The sequence below is a fragment of the Gemmatimonas sp. genome (assembly GCF_021298855.1).
GTDB lineage: Bacteria > Gemmatimonadota > Gemmatimonadetes > Gemmatimonadales > Gemmatimonadaceae > Gemmatimonas.
The window spans coordinates 16,460-36,004 of sequence record NZ_JAJTHI010000026.1; the positions used below are offsets into that span (position 1 = coordinate 16,460).

The following is a 19,545-nucleotide window of genomic DNA, read 5'->3' on the forward strand; positions in this document are numbered from 1 at the left end:
CAGCGGTGTCGGACCAACCCGCCGCGCCCCGGCATCGTTTCCACCAGCAGGTCAATACAACAACCGCACCGTCAGCGCCGGCTGGCGCATGGGAAGGAAGCGGGGCACCATGGTGTACGTGCCGTCGGCACCGCGCCGCAGTCCGTAGTCGAGCACGTTGCTGCGGCCGATCACGTTCAGCATGCTGGCGCCGAGCTCCATGCGCGTGGTTCCCACGTCACGCTGCCAGGTGAGCCCCAGGTCCACGTCAATCAAGGCCGGGCGGCGCATGACCCCCGGCATGGACACGGGAAGCTGCGACGTCATGGGTGCCGCCCCGAACAGGTCGTAGTACACCTGACGCAACGCCCATGGCCGGCCCCATACGCCGCGCGTACGGACCGCCATGACGAGCCCGCGCGCGGGGCGCACTTCACTGGCCAGCAGCACACGATGCGGCTCCAGCCACGGGGTGGGCTGCAGGCGGTCGTCGAAGCGGGACGGATAACGCCGGACACTCGAGCCCCCATCATACGCCAGTTCGGTGCGCATGGCCTTGCCGCGCCACGAGGCCTCACGCAGCAGGCGCACCCCACCACCGAACGCCTGCCCGCTCATGGGCCGGATGAACTGCGCCGCATCAGTCAGCACGTTGGGCGTGAGCCCGGGGCCGTACATCACCCCGTAGTCGAACATGGGAAGCGTGGGATGCCACCGCGCGTACAACTCACCGCGCAGCTCCCAACCGGGAGCCGGCGAGTAGGCGCCCTCGCCGGCCAGATGCCACGCCTGCGCCACGGGGGCGTTGCCATCGCTGGGCAGCCAGAAGCGCACACTCGGCACGAAGGCCACCGGCATGGTGCTCGCCACATCGAACTGATTGACGAATTGATGATAGCCGCCACCCGCGACGCGCCAGGTGAAGGTGCGCGCATCCCACCGTTGTTCACCGCGCAACGCCAGTCGCGGTTCCGCGTACGTCCGCCCCGTCTGCAGCTGCGTGATGCGCATCCCCGCGTCCAGGAAGTGCGTGGCGGAGAGCTGACGGGTCACATCGGCCACGAGGGTACCACGGGTGACCACCGTCTTGTAGGCGAGCGGCCGCAGCACACGATTGGACAGGTCGAGATGCGCGCGATCGTGCACGACCTCCGCCCCGAACGTGAGATCGGTACGCGCCCCGCCACGCACGCGCCACTCTCCCGAGGCCGCAAGCTCGGTGAGCGCATTGCTCTCGGTGGCGGTGGTCCCCGCGAGTGGCGCGGCATTCATGCCCATGCTGCCCCCGTGCCCCAGCTCGTACTGCGATGCCCGCAGCTGCAGCGACTGCCGTACCCGTGTCCCCAGCAACCACTGATGCGAGAGCTGTCCTCCCATGGTGCGCTTGTCGTAGCGATCGGCCGTGCGCAACGTGCGCCCCGCCCCATCGTCGGCGGCTCCCAGATACGAGACGCCATGCTCATTGAGGAAGGCCGAGGCCGAGAGCGTGTGCGCCACACCGAACTGCAGGCGCCCGGCGGTGTGCACATCGTGCAGCCGGACGCGTTCGTCACCAACGCTGCTGCTGAACGCGGCCCCGTCGAGCCCCGCCATGCCGGGTTGCGCCCCGAAGTCACTGAGGCGCGCCAGCAGCACGGGATCGGGCACGCTCCAATGGCGCAGCGCGCGCGTCAGCGCCGGCGGAGCGGTCCATTGCCAGAGTCCCGTGCGCCCCGCCACCATCACGGTGCCACGCGCGCCCCCCACGGTCACCGGCAGTGACCAGCGTCCCGATGCAGCAATGGGGTCCACGTGCACGTCTGCACCGCCCGCCGACTCGCCACCCACGGCGTGTTTGAGGTCGATGACCCCGGTGGCGAAGCTTCCCTCACTGGCGCGATATCCGCTGCGCCGAACGGCGAGTTCGTCGATGGCGACGGGCGGAACGAGGCCGAGCAGCCCGGAGAGGGCGGTGAGATCGTAGAGGGGAATGCCATCGAGCCGCCACGGATGCTCGCCGATGTCCCCCCCCTGCAGGTGCAGATCCGCCGTGCCATCGCGACGCGAAAGCCCCAGGGGAACCGGCGCCCCAGGAAGGAACAGCGACGGCCCCATGAGCGTCCGACGCGCCACACTGTCGGCAACCACGGTCGACCCCAGCGTGGCGCTGAGGGCGCCGGCGCGCAGCCCGTTCACGATGATGGGACGCGCAACGGTTTCGGTACGCACGAGCGGCAACCGCACGAGTCGCGACCCGTTGGGCGGCAGTTCGAACGTTTCACGATGCGGGCGATAGCCCACGGCACGAACCTGCAGTTCGTACGTGCCGGGGCGCAGCCGCGCGAAACTGAAGCCACCATCGTCGGCGGACAGCACGGCATCAGGGACCTCGGCCAGCTGCACGCGGGCCTGCGGCAGAGGCTCACCCGACGCGGCATCCAACACACGACCGGCAAAGGCACCCCACGACGCCGGTTGCTCGGCGCCGGCAATCACGACGTAGGTGCCCGACGACAACCGCACAAAGTCGAGACCGGCGGCTCGCGTCACGCAGACGAGGGCGTCTTCGGGAAGCACGCCCTCCAGGCGACAGGAAATGCGCCTCATCCCCCGTGGACCCAGCGTACCCGCCTGCCACACGAGGTTCAGCTGCGCCTGACGCGACAGTGTTTCGAGCGCCTCGACGAGCGGGACGTCGATGAGGGCCAGAGAGATGCGGGACGGTGGGCGCGGGGCGGAGGCGCCGGGGCGTGTGTCCTGTGCCTGCAGTGCCGGCGCTTGCCCGCCCCACAGGAGGGCACCGGCCACGGCCGCAACGGCACACGCGGACGCGCTCCGGCGCGTCCGCACACGTCCGGTGACCTCGAGCGCCGACCGCGTTCCGTTCACGGGCGGGTAATGCGGTACCCGCGACTCGTGCGCTCGAACACGAGGCCCTCGGCAGTGCACAGATCACCGAGCACCACATCCACCGACGGCGCACTGGCGTAGACCAGCGAAACCGTCGTCGCCACGTCGACGTTGGCGTCATGCTCGATGCGCACACCATATCGGCGGCCCAGCTCGACCAGCACGTCGCCGAGCGGCTCGTCGAACGCGGCCAGCCCGCCGGTCCGCCACGTGGCCACGCGCGTGGGAGTCACGCTGCGGCGAAGCCACGTGCGCGCACCCACAGTGACGCCTTCCCCGGCACCGAGTTCCGCGCGCTGCGCGCCAGCGACCACCGCCACCCGCCCCTCGCTCACGTCGACGCGCGTGACGCCCCCCGCCGCCTCACGACGAACCGCGAACTGCGTCCCCAGCACCTGCACCTGCGCGTCGGCCGTGTGCACGGTGAAGCGGCGTCCGTCACGTTGCACGATGAAGAACGCCTCGCCGGTCAGCCGCACGTCACGCGTCGAGGTGGCCAGCACGGCGGGCCATCCCAGCCGACGGGGAACGGACAGTTCACTCCCCGCCGCCATCCACACCGTGCTTCCTTCCGCCAGCGTCACGGCGCGCGGCGCCCCCCCGGCGGGCACCTGATGGGTGACGCTCCCGGTGGCCCACCCCCCACCGCCGACCAGCATTCCCACGACGGCCGCCGCAGCAGCCCAGCGCCCCCACCGGCCTCGAGGTGAGGCGGTGGGGCGCACACCGGTCGGTGGCACCGACGTGGCCTCCGGATGCCGCGCCTCCGGCACGCGACCGTCGGCCCGGTCGTCGCGCACCAATTCGAGCGGTGCGCGCGCGTCGTCGACGTACGGTGCCCGCGCCGGGTCCTGCAGGCGATTCTGCAGGCGCTTCCATGCCGCCTCGTGCTGCGCCGCCGACAGCGGGGCCCGCGTGACCGGCACCGCGCGGTACACGGCGTGCAGCTCGCGCGCATCGGGGCGCGCCTCCAGCATGCTCGAGAGCTCGGGGTTCATGGGCGCCTCCGCGCCCGCATCATGGGGCCGGCTCACGGCAGCCACACCGAGAGCGAGGCGACCAACGTACCCACTTCGGCGAGACGCCGCCGCAGGGTGGAGAGCGCGGCCACCAGGTGATTGTTCACCGTTCGCGGGGCACACCCCATCGCCGCCGCCACCTCGGCATGTGAGAGCCCTTCCACGCGCGAGAGCAGCAACGCCTCGCGCTGTCGGTTGGGGAGTTCGGTTACCAACACCGCGACGCGGTCCTGCAACTCCGCGCCCTCGGTGGCGGCATCGGGGAGCGTCGCGGCGCGGGGAGCGGCGGCACTGTCAGCCGCAGCGGGGTCGTCGAGCAACCGCGCACGGGTGGTGTCGTCGCGACGGATGTTGAGCGCGAGGTTTCGCACGGTACGGAAGAGCCAGGCCCGAAGGGGAATCTCCTCGTCGAGACGCTGCCGGCGATCCCAGAGGCGAACGAACGCCTCCTGAACCACATCCTGCGCGACCGCATCGTCCTTGATGAACGAGGACGCGAAGCCGAGGAGCGGCCCGTGCAGCGCATCGAAGAGCTGGCGGAACGCGTCCTCATCGCCGGCGCGAATGGCGGCGGCCTGAGCAGGCAGTACGTCTGGGGGAAAGGAAGACATGGACGAAGAGGAAACCCGCGACATCGATTGAATGACCATACAACCGGGGCGGTTCCCCTCTTCGGTCTTTCTACGGCCCCTTCCGCAGCCGCGTCAGCGACCGCCCAGTGCGGTCTCGATGTCCTTGGCGATCGACTCCGGTGTGGTCGTGGGCGCATACCGGGCAATCACCTGCCCGTCTCGACCGATCAGGAACTTGGTGAAGTTCCATTTCACCGCGGTGGTCCCCAGCACCCCAGGCTCCGCTTCGCGCATCCATCGCCAGAGCGGGTCGGCCCCGTCGCCATTCACCTCGAGCTTGGCCGACATGGGGAACGTCACGTCGTAGCGGCTGCTGCAGAAGGCGCCAATCTCCGCCTCGGTGCCCGGTTCCTGATGCCCGAACTGGTCGCACGGGCACCCAATGACCGTGAGGCCGCGCGCCTTGTAGCTGCGCCAGAGCTGCTCCAGTCCGGCATACTGCGGCGTGAAGCCGCACATGCTGGCCACATTCACCACCAACACCACGCGATCCTGGTAGGCGCTGAGGGGCAGTGGGGCGCCGTCGAGCGACACGAGCGAGAAGTCGGAGAGCTGGGGCATGGCGAACCGGAACGGGCAGACGGGTCAGGGAGCGAACACAGGACGAGCGGGAATCTGGCGACCCTCGGCGTGCGGCGGCACTGGCGTGCGGCTCACCCCGGGGCGGCCGGCGACCCGACCGTCAGGTGAAACGCGCTCTCGGCCACGGCCTTGCCATTGACCTGCACGACCACACGGTGCTCCCCCGCGTGGTACCGACGCGTCGTGATCGGCCGCACCGGGTGGCGTTTGCGCAGCGTGAGTGACTGCCCCGCGTCCAGCCGGGTCTCCCATCCCTTGAACACCTTGGCCGACGTCTGTCCGTTGGCCTTTACATGGTGCACAACGTAGTCCACGGTCAGCGCCTGCGGCTCCCCGGCCTGCGACCGCAACGTGATCGTGAGCGCCACGTCGTCGCCGAGCGCGATATGGGACGGCGCAAGCGCGAGCGTGGCGGTTCCGTGCAGAGGCTCGGCTCGTCCCCACAGCGTGAGCACCGGCGGATACCCCTGCTTCACCAGCGTCCGACTCGCGTGGCGCAACAGGGCACGCCGGTGGGGGGACGCGTCGGGGAGATGTCGTTCGAGCCACGCGGCCACCACCACCGGATGATCCTTCGCGATGTCATTGAGATGATTCGCGACGCTGCGACGCACGTACGCGCTGGTGTCGTCCTGCAGCGCCGCAAGCAGCGGCAACGAGGGAGACGGGTCGGCGATCAGCCCGCGCAGCTGCAGCCCCCACGGCAGCCGTGGCCGCGTTCCTTCGCTGACCAGCCGGCGCACGTGCTCACTGTCGTCGTGCACCCACTGCCGCAGGGTGTCGAAGACGAGGGCGGGGTGCTGTGCGATCAGGGGGCGAATGGCGAATTCGGCCGTGAACCGCTGCGTCATTTCCCGCAGGCAGGAGAGCGCTCGCACCGGCTGGGCCATGCCCCGCCGGGCCACGAACTCCCCGGCGCCCCACAGGAACCACCCATCCAGCCCCCCGGTCCCGGGAGGCGCGTTGAGCGGCCGCAACGCCCGTTCGAGATGCGCCGCCGCGTCCTCGAAGTCGGCGGCGAGATGCCGCTCGAGCGCGTCCGCCACGCACATGGCGCGGGCCTTGAGCTCGAGCGCCGCCAGGTGCGGCACCACGGCCGCGCAGAACGCGTCGCCGTCGAAGCCAGGGTCATGCCGTGCCAGGTGACCGGCGGCACGGGTCACGACCTCCGGATTGATGAAGGTCTTGAACGGTTCAGCCATGGGTGGTGTAGTTTATCGCGCTCGGTTCCACCTCGTTGCCTCGCACCCACCCCGCGCATGCGCCACTCGTTCCCCGTCCTCGCAGCGGCCGCCCTGCTCGCGGCCGCTCCCGGCAGCGCCCTGCCACTGGTCCACCTGCAGGCACAAGGGGCACGGGCAGCGGCCCCCGCCGGTGCGCGAACCGGCACCGGTGGCAGCGGCGCCAGGGGGTCCGCCACCAAGCCGGCGGAGGGCGTGAGCGGCAGCTATGCGGGGACCGCCACGGTCCAACTCGGCGACAGCACGATTGTCGTTCCCGTGACCTACCAGTTCACCGGCACCGCCCCCGCCATTACCGGCACGGCCATGGTGCCTGGCCAAGGCACCGGCGCGATCAGCAACGTGGTGCGCCAGGGAGCCACGCTGCGCTTCCGGGTCACGGCGGGTGAGGGGAAGCTGCTCGAGCACAGCGGCACCATTGCCGCCAACGGGTCCATCGAGGGGTTCGTCAACCTCGATGGGCAGCCAGTGGCGAAGTTCCGCATCGCGCCGGGCGCGCTTCCGGCGAAACCCGCCGCCACCCCGCCAGCCTCAGGCAAGTCCAAGGGTCGCCTCGAGCCGCAGCCATAGGGCACAGGCCACCAGCCCCGGGGGCCCTCGTCAGCGGGTGCTGACCGGCTCGTCGATCTTGAGCGCCTGAAAGGCCGCGTTGGAGACCAGGCAGTACGCCGTGAAGAAGTAGAACCCGGGCCCCGCGACCGCCGACAGATTGGCGGTCCCCTTGGCCACCAGCAGGGCGATGAGCATGCCCACGGCGAACACGTCGGCCATGGACCACTTGCTGATCGCCTGCACCACGCGGGAAAGGCGGTACGCGGACGGGGTGGACCGCCACGCGAAGATGGGTACCAGCAGGGCGGCCTTCGTGAGCGGGACGAGGACGCTGAAGAGCAGAATGAGTCCCGCGACGAAGTCGTTGCCCGATTCGTGCAGGCTGCGAATGGCGCCGAGCACGCTGCGCGTTTCGTTGGTGAGCTCCCGCTCCGTGCCGAACAGCTCGATGGTGGCGCGAATCGTGAGCACCGGTTCCACCAGTCCGGGCCACAGCAGGGCCAGCGACAGCAGCGACAGCGCCACGGCAAGCAGGTTCCGTTTGGACATGGCACAAGGCTAGCGCACCGGCCGCGGCTTGAACACCCGCGCGTGACGAACGCCCCGGACGGCCGTACCTTGCGGGGATGTGTCGCGTCCCGTTCAGCACTCGCTCGCTGTTGCTTGCCCTTGTGGTGGGCAGCCTGTCCCTGACGCATGCCGCGCGTGCGCAGACCCCGACCGTTCCCGAGCCCACGGAAGAGGGGCGCAAGCGACTCGTGGCGCGGCGCACCACGGGGCGGCTCACCATCGACGGGCGACTCGACGAGGCAGACTGGCGGCGCGCCCCTGTGGGGGGCGATTTCGTCCAGGCACGTCCCGACTTTCTCCCCACCACGCGCTATCCCAGCGAAGTGCGGGTGCTGTACGACGACGAGAATCTCTACGTGGGCGCGTTCAACCGCGACAGTGCGGGACTCTCGTCGCTGCGCATGCCCGACCTGCGACGCGACTTCGAACCCCCCGAAAACGACGTCTTCGGCATCACCATCGGCCCGCTGGGCGATCGCCGCACCGTGCTGCAGTTCTCCACCACGCCGCTCGGTTCACAGGCCGATGTCCAGGCCTTCGACGGCGGCGACGCGTTCAACTTCAATTGGGACGCACTGTGGCGCGTGCGCACCACGCGCAGCGACAGCGGCTGGGTGGCCGAGTTCTCCATTCCGTGGCGCTCGCTGCGGTACGCCCCCGGCCTCACGACCTGGGACATCAACTTCGTCCGCAACACGCGCCGCGTGGCGCAGTGGAGTGCCTGGATGCCGTACCCGCGGCAGCTGTCGTCGTGGCGCATCACGTACGGCGGCGCCCTCGACTCCATTCAGCCACCGCCCCCGCGCACCAACGTGCGCGTGCGGCCATATGTGCTGGGCACGCGCGTCACCGATCGCACGGCGCGGGCCTTCAACGGCCAGACCGGCGATGTGGGTGGCGAGATCATCTGGGCCCCCACGGCCAACAGCCTGCTGGAAGCCACCGTCAACACCGACTTCGCGCAGGCCGATGTGGACCGCCAGGTGGTGAATCTCACCCGCTTCAATGTCTTTCTCCCCGAACGCCGGCAGTTCTTCCTCGAGAACGCCGATCTGCTGAACGCGGGAGGCCTGGGCGCCGGCACCATCGGTGGCATCGGTGGCGTGTCCGGTCGCTACTTCGTGCAACCCTTCTTCACGCGACGCATCGGCCTGGGGGAGGACGGCACCCCGCAGCCCATTGATGCCGGGGTGCGCTACGCCTACCGCACCGGGAAGACGACGGCCGGCGCCCTGGCCATGCGGCAGGCGGCCCTGGGCTCACAGGGCGCGGCCACCTTCGGGGTGATGCGTGGCAGCCGCTTCTTCGGCCGCGCCACGCGCATCGGGGCCACGGCAGCGCTGCGCGATGGGGACGCCCTCGAGGCGGATCTCGACGTGGTATCGCGACGCAACGTGGTCGTGGCCATGGATGCGCTCACGCGCATCGGGGAACTCGTGCAGTTCACGGGCATGGTGTCGGCGTCGAACGAAAATGGGCGCACGGGGTTTGCGGGAACGTACGGCATCACCCGCAACACCAACACCAGTCTTGCCGGCATTCTTGGTGCCGTGGTCACCCGCGACTACAACCCGCAGATGGGTTTCGTCTCGCGCCCCGACGTGGTCATGACCAATCCGTTTGCCACCTGGACGATGCAGCCGGCGTGGCTCCCCTCGCGGGTGGTGTGGCTGCGGCATGGCCCCAATGGCATCGCCTTCAACGACCCGCAATCGGGCGCGCTGCAGGAGTCCAATCTCACCTACTCGGGTGAAGTGCTCTTTCGCAACGGCGCCACGATCACGCCATCCATCGAGCACAACATGCAGCGCCCCACGGTGGCGGTGCCGCTCTTTCCCAACGTGCAGATCGCTCCCGGATCGTACGGCTACCTGCGCGCGGGGCTCAGCGCGCGCAGCGACCAGAGCGCCCCCTTGGCCGCCACGCTCACGGCATCAACGGGCGCCTTCTTCGATGGCGCGCTCAACCGCGTTGAAGTGGTGGGCCGCTGGTCTCCCAACCCGTACGTCTCGCTGCGCGGCAGTTACGAGATCAACCGGTTGCGCAGCCTCGGCACGCGGGACTCGTCGTTCACCACGCACCTCGCAGGACCGGAGCTGCGCGTGTTCCTCAATCCGCGCGTGCAGTGGAGTGCGTTCTACCAGTACAACACGGCCGCCGAGCGCGCGTCGCTCAACGCCCGCTTCAGCTGGGAGTTTCTCCCGCTCTCGTTCCTGTACGTGGTCTACAACGACCGGCAGGCCGTGCAGGGTGGCAATACCCCCCTGGCGCGCTCCCTCATCGTGAAGCTGTCGTGGCTGGGACAGCTCTGACCTGCGCGGTGGCGCTGCCCATCGCTCCCCTTTCCCCGTCTCCGTTCGCCCTCATGCCCCGCTCCCTGTCGCGTTTCCTGTTCGTCGCCACGCTGGTGGCGTGGCCGCACGCCGCCCGCGCGCAGCGGAATGCGCGTGCGACACCCGCCTCGACACCGTCCGCCGCCGTCTCCGCCGCGCTTGACACCACCGCCCTCAAGGGACTCAAGGTGCGCATGCTCGGGCCGTTCCGCGGTGGCCGTTCGACCGCCGTGTCGGGTGTGCCCGGCCAGCCGCATGCCTTCTTCATGGGCAGCACGGGCGGCGGGCGCTGGTACACCGACGACGCGGGCGCCACCTGGCGCAACGTCTCCGACGGATTCTTCGGCGGCGCCATTGGTAGCGTGGCGGTCGCGCCGGGTGATCCGAACGTGGTGTACGTGGGCGAGGGGTCGGTGGACGTGCGCGGCAACACTTCCATGGGCCGAGGGGCATGGCGCTCCACCGACGGCGGCCGCAATTGGCAGCCCATTGGTCTGCGGAACGCCGGCCAGATCGGCCGCCTCCAGGTGCACCCGCAGAATGCCGATGTGGCGTATGCCGCCGTCCTCGGCCGACCGTTCGGCCGCAATGCCGAGCGCGGGATCTTCCGCACGAAGGATGGGGGCCGCTCGTGGGAGAAGGTGCTGTACCTCAACGACTCCACCGGCGCCGTCGACCTCGCAATGAACCCGCGCAACCCCCGCATTCTCTATGCGGCCATGTGGCGCGCCGAGCGCAAGCCGTGGACGATGATCTCCGGCTCGAACGAGGGCGGGATCTGGCGTTCCACGGATGGTGGCGACAGCTGGAAGAAGCTCAGCGGGGGACTCCCCACGGGACTCACCGGCAAGATCGGTCTCACGGTGTCGCCGGCAAACCCGCAACGGCTGTGGGCCATCATCGAGGCCGAACCGCAGGGCGGCGTGTATCGCAGCGATGACGGCGGCGACAGCTGGACGCGCACGAACAGCGAGAACAAGCTGCGCCAGCGCGCCTGGTACTACACGCACGTGCGCGCGGACCCGATGGAGGAGAACGTCGTGTACGCGCTCAACACGTCACTCTATCGCAGCATCGATGCCGGCGTGACCTTCACCCCCATCGATGTGCCGCACGGCGACGTGCACGACCTGTGGATCAATCCGGGCGACAAGCGCATCATGATCGTCGCCGACGACGGGGGCGCGCAGGTCTCGCTCAACCGGGGCCGCACCTGGAGCAGCTACTGGAATCAGCCGACGGCCGAGTTCTACGACGTCATCACCGACAATCGCTTCCCCTATCGGGTGTACACGGCGCAGCAGGACAACAACGCGATCAGCGTGCCCAGCTGGTCGTCGTCCAACTCGGTGCATCCGTTCGCCGACTATCGGTACGCCGCCGGATGTGAAACCGGCCCCGTGGCGCTGCACCCCGATGCACCCGACGTGATCTGGGGTGGCTGCTACGGTGGCGCCATCAACCGCTGGGACACGCGCACCGACGAGCGCCGCAACGTCATCGTGTACCCGCAGCTGCAGCTCGGGCAGGCGGCCAGGGATCTCACCTATCGCTTCCAGTGGGTGGCGCCCATTCTCGTGTCGCGTCACGACCCACAGGTGGTGTACCACGGCGCGCAGTACGTGTTGCGCACGCGGGACGCGGGCATGACGTGGGACCGGATCTCCCCCGATCTCACCACCAACACGCCGCAGCATCAGCAGGCCGCCGGCGGGCCGATCAACAACGACGTGACCGGCGTGGAGATCTTCAACACCGTGTTTGCGCTGGCCGAGGACCGGGCCGATGCGCGTACGCTGTGGGCCGGTACCGACGACGGCCGCGTGCACATCACGCGCGACGGCGGCTCGTCGTGGAACGACATCACGCCGCCCGGCATGCCGCAGTACGGGACGGTGGAGGAGATCGCCCTGTCGGCGCACCGGCCGGGGCGCGCGTACGTTGCCGTGCAGGCCTATCGCCTCGACGACTTCCGGCCGTATCTGTGGCGCACGGACGACTACGGGAGAAGCTGGACCCGCCTCACGACGGGCACGAACGGCATCCCGGCGGACTACCCGCTGCGTTCGGTGGCGGAAGACCCGAAGGTGGCCTCGCTGCTGTATGCCGGCACGGAGTACGGCCTGTTCGTTTCGTTCGATGGCGGCGGGGCATGGCAGCCCATGCCGGGGCGGCTGCCCATTACCCCCATCGCCGATCTCGAGGCGCGGCACGACGATCTCGTGATCTCCACGCAGGGACGCGCGCTGTGGATCATCGACGACCTGGCCCCGCTGCGTGAACTCTCGGCCTCCATCGTGGCGTCGGCAGCCCACCTCTTCACGCCCAGCGATTTCGTGCGCGCCCAGCGCGGTGGCGACAGTTTCGATCCGGTGCCGGAAGTGCCTGATGCCGCCGATCGCGGGGCCGCCATTCACCTCTGGCTGGGTCGCGAGGCCACGGCGCCGGTCACGCTCGACATCGTCGACGCGACACAGCGCGTCGTGCAGCGCTTTTCGTCGGATTCGGCGGCCGCGCGTGCGGCCCAGACGGCGCGGCTTCCTGTTCGCCGCGGGCTGCACCGGGTGGTGTGGGACATCACCTACCCCGGCCCGCAGCGCGTGGAAGGCGTGGTCACGTGGGGGTATCTCGGTGGCGTCAAGGCGCCACCGGGACGCTACGAAGCCGTGCTTACCGCCAATGGCGTGACGATGCGCAAGGCCTTTCAGGTGCTCCCCGACCCGCGGCTGCCGCATATCACGGCAGCCGACTACGCCGAGCAGTATCGACTCGCCAGCCAGGTGCGCGATTCCATGAACACGCTCAACACCACGCTTAGCGACCTGCGCGACGTGCAGCGGCAGCGGGAGGCGCTCATGGCTGCCGCCACGCGCGCGGGGAGCGAAGCGGCGCTCGCGGCACTCGCCGACTCACTCGCGCGCAAGCTGACCCGGCTCGAAGTGCAGCTCACGCAGGTACGGAGCAAGAGCGGCCAGGATCCGATTCGCTTTGCCGGCATGCTGGACAACCAGTGGGCGGAGCTGTACGGCAACCTCACCGGCACCAACGGCTATATCAATGGCGGCGTGGACGGGAAGCCCACACGTGGCGCCGGAGAACGGCTGCAGGAGCTCAACGCCCGCTGGGCGGTGCTGCGCGCGCAGTGGACCGAGATCCTCAACACGGACATTCCGGCACTCAACGCCGCCGCGAGTCAACTCAAGCTGGGCGCCATTGCGCTGCCCGCACGTACGATCATCCCGTAACCGGGATCACGTCACCCGCGCCGGAGATCGCGTGACAGCGAGCGGTCCCCGGCGCGGTTCATCGGTGGACGATGCGCTTGCCCAGCGGCGCCCAACTCACCTCGGCCAGCTTGAAGTGCGCGAGGCCGAAGGGAATGCCGATGATCGTGAGGCACAGGGAAACGCCGGCCACGATGTGCGCGAGCGTCAGCCAGAAGCCGGCGAAGATGATCCAGAGCACGTTGGCGAGGCCGGTACCCACGATACGCCCCTCGCCCACGACGCGCGCGTCCACGAGCGTCCGGCCGAACGGCCAGGCGGCGAATGGCGCAATGCGGAAGGCCGCGAATGCCCACGGCAGCCCCACCACGGTGATGGCGAGGGCGGCGCCCGCGAGCATCCAGCCCAGCCACGCGAGAAAGCCGCCGCAGATGAACCAGAGCAGGTTGACGAGGAAGATCATGTCACCTGTACGACGGCGCGGGCGCGACGGTTTCGCCGGTGAGGACGTGCCGGCTCAGGCCACGCGGCGTTTCTCGTGCGCGGCGCGGCTGGCCTTGAGCAGCCGGTGCACCGTGGTGCCGGTAATGAGCCGGACCCCACGCTGGAACGTGAAGTACTGGTACGCCCACTGGACCACCACACTGACGCGGTTGCGCACGCCCACCAGATACAGCACGTGCACGAACAGCCAGGTGAGCCAGGCGAAGGTGCCGCGCAGCCGGAGTCCGCCAATCACGGCAACCGCCTTGTGTCGGCCAATGGTGGCCAGGTCACCCTTGTTCAGATACCGGAACGGTTCCGCCGTCTCGCCGGCCAGGTGGCGCGCAATGTTGCGGCCAGCCAGGCTGCCCATCTGGTTGGCAGCAGGAGCGACAGCCGGCACGGGCGCGCCGTTGGCGGTGGTGGTCGCCGCCATGTCTCCCACGCAGAAGATGTGCGGGTGCCCCGGCACGCTGAGATCGGGATTGACCACCACACGGCCCGCCCGGTCCAGCGCCACACCCAGCTGACGCGCCAGCGGTGACGCCTGATTGCCGGCCCCCCAGAACACCGTGTGCGCATCGATGCGCTCGCCCCCGGCCACCACGCCATCGCTGTCGACGTGCGTGACCACGCAGCGCGTCCGTACTTCGACGCCCAGCGACTCGAGATCACGCTGCGCCTGGGCAGAGAGCTCCTCCGGGAACGCCGGCAGGATGCGTGGTCCGCCCTCCAGCAGCAGCACGCGTGCCTGACGCGGGTCGATGCGCCGGAACTCGCCCGTGAGCGCATGGTGCGTGATTTCGGGGATCATGCCGGCCAGTTCCACGCCGGTTGGCCCGCCACCCACGATGACGAAGGTGAGCAGCGCGTCGCGCTCACCCGCCGCACTCGCGCGCTCCGCAGCCTCGAAGGACAGCAGGAAACGCCGGCGCATTTCGAGGGCATCCTCGATGCTCTTGAGCCCCGGGGCATGCTGCTCCCACTCGGGGTGTCCGAAGTAGGCGTGCCGGGCCCCGGCCGCGACCACGAGGTAATCGAACGACAGCAGCACCGTACCACTGTCGAGTGACACCGTCTTGCCCTCCGGGTCAATGCGGTCGACCTCCGCCATCACCACCGTGGCGTTCTGCTGCTTGCGCAGGAGCCAGCGGATGGGCACGCTGATGTCAGCCGGATTGAGCACCGCCGTGGCCACCTGATACAACAGCGGCTGAAACAGGTGATGGTTGGTGCGGTCGAGCAGGGTGATGCGAACCGGCGCCTTGGCGAGCGCGCGCGCGGCCGAGAGGCCGGCAAAGCCGCCTCCGATGATGACGACATGGGGCCGCGGGTCGGCGCGATGCGTGCCGGTTGCCGTCAGCGAATGATGAATGCCGCGCGCGGCGCTCCCGTTGTCAGCGGCGCGGGGATCGGCGGGGCGGTTGGTGGCACGGTATGGCATGACGGCTCCGGCATGGGTACACGCCGTGAACGATCGCCGCTTGTGAAAAGTTTCACAAGATCAGCCGCCAAGAGCAGGTTTGTGATTCCCCCGCTCCGCAACCCGACGCCACAGGTACCACTCCCGCCCCGCGCTCCACCCCGACGCCGCCGCACGGTCCGCGCCCAGCACACAGTCGGCCGACTCGATCGTGGCCTCGCGAAAGTGCTCGTCCAGCTCGGCCAGCATCTCGCGCGTTTCCAGCGTCGTGGGCTTCGCCCGCAGCCGCTGCGCGATCTCGTGCCGCACCTGCAGGTCGGCCGCCAGATCGTGCGTGGCCACCTCATGGCGCGCCACATAGTCCACGATGCGCGCCCACTGCGCCACCAGGGCGGGCAAGGTGAGCCGCGTCAGATTGGTCGGCACCGTATCGGTCACGGGGCCGGCCGTCGCTCCACGCGCGTCAGGAACGCGTCGATGGCCGCCAGGTACTCGGCCGGACGTTCGCGCATGGCCGCGTGCGCGGCCCCGGGAATCACCACCAGCTGCGCATCGCGCATCGTGCGCCGGAACTCCTCCAGCGTCGACGGCCGGGCTTCATCGAACTCCCCCGCCACGAACAGCGTGGGCTGCGTAATGTCGTCGAGATCGGCGGCGCGGCTCCACTGCCGCAGGCTCCCCGTGCTCAGGAACTCGGTGGGGCCCCACATATGGCGATAGATGGTGTCGTTGCTCGCCACCCCGGCACACCGCGGCTCGTCGGCCACCGGCAGGCGGCGGACATGGCGCGCATAAAACGAGTCGGTGGCCGCCTGATAGGCCGGCGAGTCGAGCGTGCCCTTGCGCTCTTCCTCGTCGAGGACGGTACGGATCGACACCGGCAGCTGCGCCCGCAGGGAATCCGCGTCGGCAATCCACCGCGGCGTGTCGATGAGCGGGCTGCTGAAGATCACGCTCTCCACCCCCGCCGGCTTGGCGGCCGCCATGTACTCGGCGGCGAGTGCTCCGCCCCACGAATGACCCAGCAGGTGCACGCGCTCGAGCCGCAGGGCCTGTCGCACGGCATCCAATTCCGCCACGAAACGCGACACGTTCCAGAGCGACGTGTCGCTGGGATGATCGGAGCGTCCCGAGCCGAGCTGGTCGTAGAAGATCACCGGACGCTGACGAGCCAGCGGGGCGAGCACTTCGAAGCGGCAGGAGGTCCCTCCGGGCCCCCCATGCAGGGCAAGCAGCGGCGTCCCCGGTCCGCTCCCGATGCGCCGGTACCACACACGGCCACCCGGCACATCGATCATCCCCTCCGACCAGGCGAGGGTATCGGCCACGGCACCGGCGGCGGTGCTGTCGGCGAGCTGCTCGCGTCCGGTGGCACATGCCTGCAGGACGACGCAGGCGCCGGCAGCGACGGGGAGCAGGACGGCGCGCAATCGGGCGGACGTGGCGCGCGCAATGGGATGCGTGAAGAGCGACATGCCGCGAAGCTATCCTGCGGGCGGCCCTTCCGGCGAGTCCCTTGGCCCCTCGCGCTCAGGCAGTGCCAACAGGCTCGACAGTAGAGGGCCATCGAGGTGATGGCCGCCGGCGAACGGCGCCATTGCCGCGTGCGGTTGTATCCGCTGCAGCGTGGCGACGACATCCTGTTGCTGCTCGGCGTTCAGGAACTCGTCGGCGTCACCACAGGCAAACGTGACCGTCGCGTTCGCCAACGCGGTGGCGAGTTGCGCATCGGGCACATCGTGCGCCGGGCGGCCGGCCCACGCCACGAAGGCTTCGGGGCACACCGAACCGCTGACGATCCAGCGGGTGGCCGTAGCCACCCCCTGCGAAAAGCCCAGCACACCCACGCGAGCCGCCGGCAAGGCCTGCGACATGACGTCCCGGTATACCAGGTCGAGCCACGCCAGGGTATCCGCGATATCATCCTCACGCGCTTCCCGCGTCATCCAGGTGGCCCCCACACGCTGCAGGTGCCGCCCGTCCACGCGTGGCATTTCGACATAGAAGCGCGACAGCGCTTCGGGTGCCACCACGCACGTGTTCGCCGGGATGGCCCCGGCGAACTTGCGGATGAACCGGGTGGCCAGTTGGCCATACCCGTGCAACACGAACCAGATACACTGCGCCGACTCGACAGGTGCGCCCAGCACGGTGTAGCGCGCCGTGCGTTGGGTGCGACGCGTGACGAGGCGCGGCCCGTCCGGCAGATCGTTCATCGGGCCGCCCTCGTCCCGTACCTCACATGGCCGGCGAGCGGAGATCCTGCAGCGCCTTCTTGAGGAGGTCGGTCTTCTTGCCATCGCAGCCGCGTGCCCCTTCCGCCGCCGACACTGCCGCGTCGAGTGCGCTGTTGCGCGCCGCGCCGGTGGCCTTCTCGGCCGCGGCGATCTGCGTACGCAGGGCGCTCACCGCACCCGCCGCACACCCCTTGCGCTCCAGCTGGTCGGTGAACGCCTTGGCCAGCGGGAAGCTGGGCGGCCAGGAAATCTTCGGCTGCCCCTGCGCGTTCAGCTCGCTCCACTTGACCGTGTTGGCCGCGTCGATCTCGTTCTGCGTGAGGAACTGGCTGGGCACCAGTTCGGCCACGTCGAGGCCGCGCGCAATCTCCGAGCTCACGATGTGACCGTTGTACCAGTACACCGACCACGAGCCGCCCATCTCCATGCGCGTCCCGTCCACCGGGCCGCGGTCGAAGCTGGCGATCTCGAACGGCTTCGCCGGATCACTCCAGTCGAACACCGAGATGCCACCCTGATACCAGCTCTGCACCATGATGTCGCGCCCCGGCACCGGGATGAGCGACCCATTGTGCGCCACGCAGTTTTCGTTCGACGTCTGGTACGTGGGAATCTTGTAGTAGCTGCGGAACTTGAGCGACTTGCGACCCGACGCGGGATCGGTGACGATGTCGAAGATCGCGTTGGCGCCCCACTCCTGCTTGTCACCCGCGCGGCACTTCGGGCCGCCGCCGCCGCCCCACTCATCGCTGAAGAGCATCGCGGTGCCATCGTTGTTGAACGTGGCCGAGTGCCAGTAGGCAAAGTTCGAGTCGGCCACGGCGTCGAGGCGGACCGGATTCACCGGGTTGCTGATGTCGAGCAGCAGGCCATGCCCTTCGCACGCACCACCGGCCAGGCCAAGCGACGGGTACACCGTGATGTCGTGGCACTGCGACGTTTCGCTGAGCTTGCCGGTCGTGTTTTCGCCCATCCCCTGCATCGCGAGCATGCGCTTCACCAGGCCGTCCACCACCGGACGCGCAGCGGCCGAGTCGGCAGCCGATGGCGTGGTGGCACCACGCGCCTTCATGATGCTGTCGATGGTCGGCTTGACCATCTGCGGCGGCAGTTCGAACTCCACGCCAATGCTGGGGATGAAGGCCACGAAGGCCCCGCGGCGCTTGGCCGCTTCCATTGCCTCACGGTCGGCATCGGACGGCCCATGGTTCGTGGGCGCGGTCAGCCCCGAGAAGATGTTCGCCCGATTCACGACCGCCGCCTTGGCGGGATCGGCGAGCGGCACCTTGATGATCTCGATGCGCAGACGCGACGAGTTGGGGTCGTCGGCCGCGATGTTGCTGCACGCCTCGAGTTCGCCCTTGGGGCGGATGGCCGAGGAGCCCGACACGTAGATGTAGATGTTCTCCTTGTCCTTCGGATCCTCGAGCACCGTGTGCGTGTGTGAACCACGGCAGGTCTGCACGTTGGCGACCAGCTTGGGCTCACGGATGTTGCTGATGTCGAAGATGCGCACGCCGCGCACGCGGTCCTTGCTCACCGCCTCGCGCACGCCGCCCGGCTTGCAGTCCACGCGGCCGTTCATCGCCTCGGCCGACATGAACATGAGGTTCTTGTACACCGACACGTCGTTCTGCGACGCGGGGCACTCGTAGGCCACCACCAGTTCCGGTTTGGCGGGGTTGCTGATGTCCCACACCACCGGGCCGTTGTAGTTGCCCTGGATGACGTAATTGCCGGTGAAGGCCAGATCGGAGTTGGTCTCGCCCAGGAAGCCCTTGGGGCTCGGGACCTTGGCCAGCACACGCATGTTGGACGAGAACTCGCCGGCATCGAAGAGGCCGGCCTTGAGCGTGTTGCGCGGATCAGTGGCGGGCGAGGGGGCCGTACTGGGCTTGGGCGCACGGCCGCAGGCGGCAAGTGCCAGTGCGGCCAGAGCCACGCCGACACGGCCACGGGACAGGAGCGTCAGGGAGTTGGTCATGGCGTTGAAGATGGGGGAATTGCGAAGCGATACTCAAGATACGTCAGCGGAGGATTGGGCGTTTCACGGCGGCGCGCCGCCCCCGACCACGCCCGGCGCCCCAGGCGCCGGTCGGCCCCGCAGGGTGCCGGACGGGCGGGCGCGGCACCTTTCCGCCCACGGCCATGCGATTGAGCGCGGGGACCGTACGGATCCTCGCTCGGCCGGCCGGCGCGGCCGAGCGCAGCACGCCGGCGCTCACGCTTGGCGACGGGGACCACGTCGCAGTCCTCGTGATGTACCTCCCCCTGGTGACACGTGCTGCGCGTCGCGGTGGTGGCGCCGCTTGTGCGAATCACGGGTCGGGTTCAGCGTTGCCCCATGGTGAAACCGTGGGCAACACGAATCCGGCCCGTTC

The 19,545-nt window shown here is 69.2% G+C and carries 15 protein-coding genes; 3 read left to right on the forward strand and 12 right to left on the reverse strand.

Annotated features, from left to right (window positions below):
• Positions 1–51 precede the first annotated feature (51 nt).
• The 5 genes from LW840_RS09685 to LW840_RS09705 form a co-directional block, all read right to left on the reverse strand.
• Complete coding sequence (locus LW840_RS09685) at positions 52–2,766, reverse strand: carboxypeptidase-like regulatory domain-containing protein (protein ID WP_291276896.1); 2,715 nt, start codon at positions 2,764–2,766, stop codon at positions 52–54.
• Between the two features lie 77 nt (positions 2,767–2,843).
• Positions 2,844–3,902 carry a FecR family protein gene (locus tag LW840_RS09690; RefSeq protein WP_291276897.1) on the reverse strand — a complete coding sequence of 353 codons (1,059 nt, stop codon included), beginning with the start codon at positions 3,900–3,902 and terminating at the stop codon, positions 2,844–2,846.
• Positions 3,899–4,498 carry a sigma-70 family RNA polymerase sigma factor gene (locus LW840_RS09695; RefSeq protein WP_291267195.1) on the reverse strand — a complete coding sequence of 200 codons (600 nt, stop codon included), beginning with the start codon at positions 4,496–4,498 and terminating at the stop codon, positions 3,899–3,901. The genes LW840_RS09690 and LW840_RS09695 overlap by 4 nt, the downstream gene beginning before the upstream one ends.
• Positions 4,499–4,591: 93 nt before the next feature.
• The gene (locus LW840_RS09700) at positions 4,592–5,080 is read right to left on the reverse strand and encodes a glutathione peroxidase (RefSeq protein ID WP_291267194.1); all 489 of its coding nucleotides are present in this window, start codon (positions 5,078–5,080) and stop codon (positions 4,592–4,594) included.
• 92 nt (positions 5,081–5,172) lie between these two features.
• Positions 5,173–6,303 (reverse strand): DNA alkylation repair protein, encoded by a 1,131-nt coding sequence (locus LW840_RS09705; protein WP_291276898.1) that lies wholly within the window; start codon positions 6,301–6,303, stop codon positions 5,173–5,175.
• A 57-nt stretch (positions 6,304–6,360) separates the two neighbouring features.
• On the opposite strand from LW840_RS09705, the gene LW840_RS09710 reads away from it, so the two are divergent.
• Entirely contained in the window at positions 6,361–6,912 is a 552-nt protein-coding gene (locus LW840_RS09710; protein ID WP_291260483.1) for a hypothetical protein, read from the forward strand.
• Positions 6,913–6,942: 30 nt separating this feature from the next.
• Here the strand turns inward: LW840_RS09710 and LW840_RS09715 are convergent, their stop codons facing one another.
• Positions 6,943–7,443, reverse strand: coding sequence for a paraquat-inducible protein A (locus LW840_RS09715; RefSeq protein WP_291267191.1), 501 nt, complete (start codon positions 7,441–7,443; stop codon positions 6,943–6,945).
• 77 nt (positions 7,444–7,520) lie between these two features.
• On the opposite strand from LW840_RS09715, the gene LW840_RS09720 reads away from it, so the two are divergent.
• Together LW840_RS09720 and LW840_RS09725 are read left to right on the forward strand one after the other, a co-directional pair.
• Positions 7,521–9,776 (forward strand): DUF5916 domain-containing protein, encoded by a 2,256-nt coding sequence (locus LW840_RS09720; RefSeq protein WP_291276899.1) that lies wholly within the window; start codon positions 7,521–7,523, stop codon positions 9,774–9,776.
• Between the two features lie 53 nt (positions 9,777–9,829).
• A complete protein-coding gene (locus tag LW840_RS09725; RefSeq protein WP_291276900.1) occupies positions 9,830–13,042 on the forward strand; it encodes a hypothetical protein in 3,213 nt (1,070 codons plus the stop codon).
• Between the two features lie 58 nt (positions 13,043–13,100).
• Here the strand turns inward: LW840_RS09725 and LW840_RS09730 are convergent, their stop codons facing one another.
• The 6 genes from LW840_RS09730 to LW840_RS09755 are packed head-to-tail and all read right to left on the reverse strand — an operon-like array spanning position 13,101 to position 19,148.
• Positions 13,101–13,484, reverse strand: a complete 384-nt coding sequence (locus tag LW840_RS09730) for a YccF domain-containing protein (RefSeq protein ID WP_291268813.1) — start codon at positions 13,482–13,484, stop codon at positions 13,101–13,103.
• Positions 13,485–13,538: 54 nt separating this feature from the next.
• Positions 13,539–14,948 (reverse strand): NAD(P)/FAD-dependent oxidoreductase, encoded by a 1,410-nt coding sequence (locus LW840_RS09735; protein WP_291276901.1) that lies wholly within the window; start codon positions 14,946–14,948, stop codon positions 13,539–13,541.
• A 60-nt stretch (positions 14,949–15,008) separates the two neighbouring features.
• The gene (locus LW840_RS09740; protein WP_291267186.1) at positions 15,009–15,365 is read right to left on the reverse strand and encodes a hypothetical protein; all 357 of its coding nucleotides are present in this window, start codon (positions 15,363–15,365) and stop codon (positions 15,009–15,011) included.
• Positions 15,362–16,402, reverse strand: a complete 1,041-nt coding sequence (locus LW840_RS09745; RefSeq protein ID WP_291276902.1) for a proline iminopeptidase-family hydrolase — start codon at positions 16,400–16,402, stop codon at positions 15,362–15,364. Before LW840_RS09745 ends, LW840_RS09740 begins: the two co-directional genes overlap by 4 nt.
• 9 nt (positions 16,403–16,411) lie before the next feature.
• The gene (locus LW840_RS09750; protein WP_291260491.1) at positions 16,412–17,143 is read right to left on the reverse strand and encodes a dienelactone hydrolase family protein; all 732 of its coding nucleotides are present in this window, start codon (positions 17,141–17,143) and stop codon (positions 16,412–16,414) included.
• 22 nt (positions 17,144–17,165) lie between these two features.
• Positions 17,166–19,148 carry a hypothetical protein gene (locus tag LW840_RS09755; RefSeq protein WP_291276903.1) on the reverse strand — a complete coding sequence of 661 codons (1,983 nt, stop codon included), beginning with the start codon at positions 19,146–19,148 and terminating at the stop codon, positions 17,166–17,168.
• Positions 19,149–19,545 lie beyond the last annotated feature (397 nt).

Coding starts and splice junctions, on each gene's coding strand:
- LW840_RS09695 (WP_291267195.1), bottom strand. CDS start 4,498: ATGTCTTCCTTTCCCCCAGACGTACTGCCTGCTCAGGCCGCCGCCATT.
- LW840_RS09700 (WP_291267194.1), bottom strand. CDS start 5,080: ATGCCCCAGCTCTCCGACTTCTCGCTCGTGTCGCTCGACGGCGCCCCA.
- LW840_RS09705 (WP_291276898.1), bottom strand. CDS start 6,303: ATGGCTGAACCGTTCAAGACCTTCATCAATCCGGAGGTCGTGACCCGT.
- LW840_RS09710 (WP_291260483.1), top strand. CDS start 6,361: ATGCGCCACTCGTTCCCCGTCCTCGCAGCGGCCGCCCTGCTCGCGGCC.
- LW840_RS09715 (WP_291267191.1), bottom strand. CDS start 7,443: ATGTCCAAACGGAACCTGCTTGCCGTGGCGCTGTCGCTGCTGTCGCTG.
- LW840_RS09720 (WP_291276899.1), top strand. CDS start 7,521: ATGTGTCGCGTCCCGTTCAGCACTCGCTCGCTGTTGCTTGCCCTTGTG.
- LW840_RS09725 (WP_291276900.1), top strand. CDS start 9,830: ATGCCCCGCTCCCTGTCGCGTTTCCTGTTCGTCGCCACGCTGGTGGCG.
- LW840_RS09730 (WP_291268813.1), bottom strand. CDS start 13,484: ATGATCTTCCTCGTCAACCTGCTCTGGTTCATCTGCGGCGGCTTTCTC.
- LW840_RS09735 (WP_291276901.1), bottom strand. CDS start 14,948: ATGCCATACCGTGCCACCAACCGCCCCGCCGATCCCCGCGCCGCTGAC.
- LW840_RS09745 (WP_291276902.1), bottom strand. CDS start 16,402: ATGTCGCTCTTCACGCATCCCATTGCGCGCGCCACGTCCGCCCGATTG.
- LW840_RS09750 (WP_291260491.1), bottom strand. CDS start 17,143: ATGAACGATCTGCCGGACGGGCCGCGCCTCGTCACGCGTCGCACCCAA.
- LW840_RS09755 (WP_291276903.1), bottom strand. CDS start 19,148: ATGACCAACTCCCTGACGCTCCTGTCCCGTGGCCGTGTCGGCGTGGCT.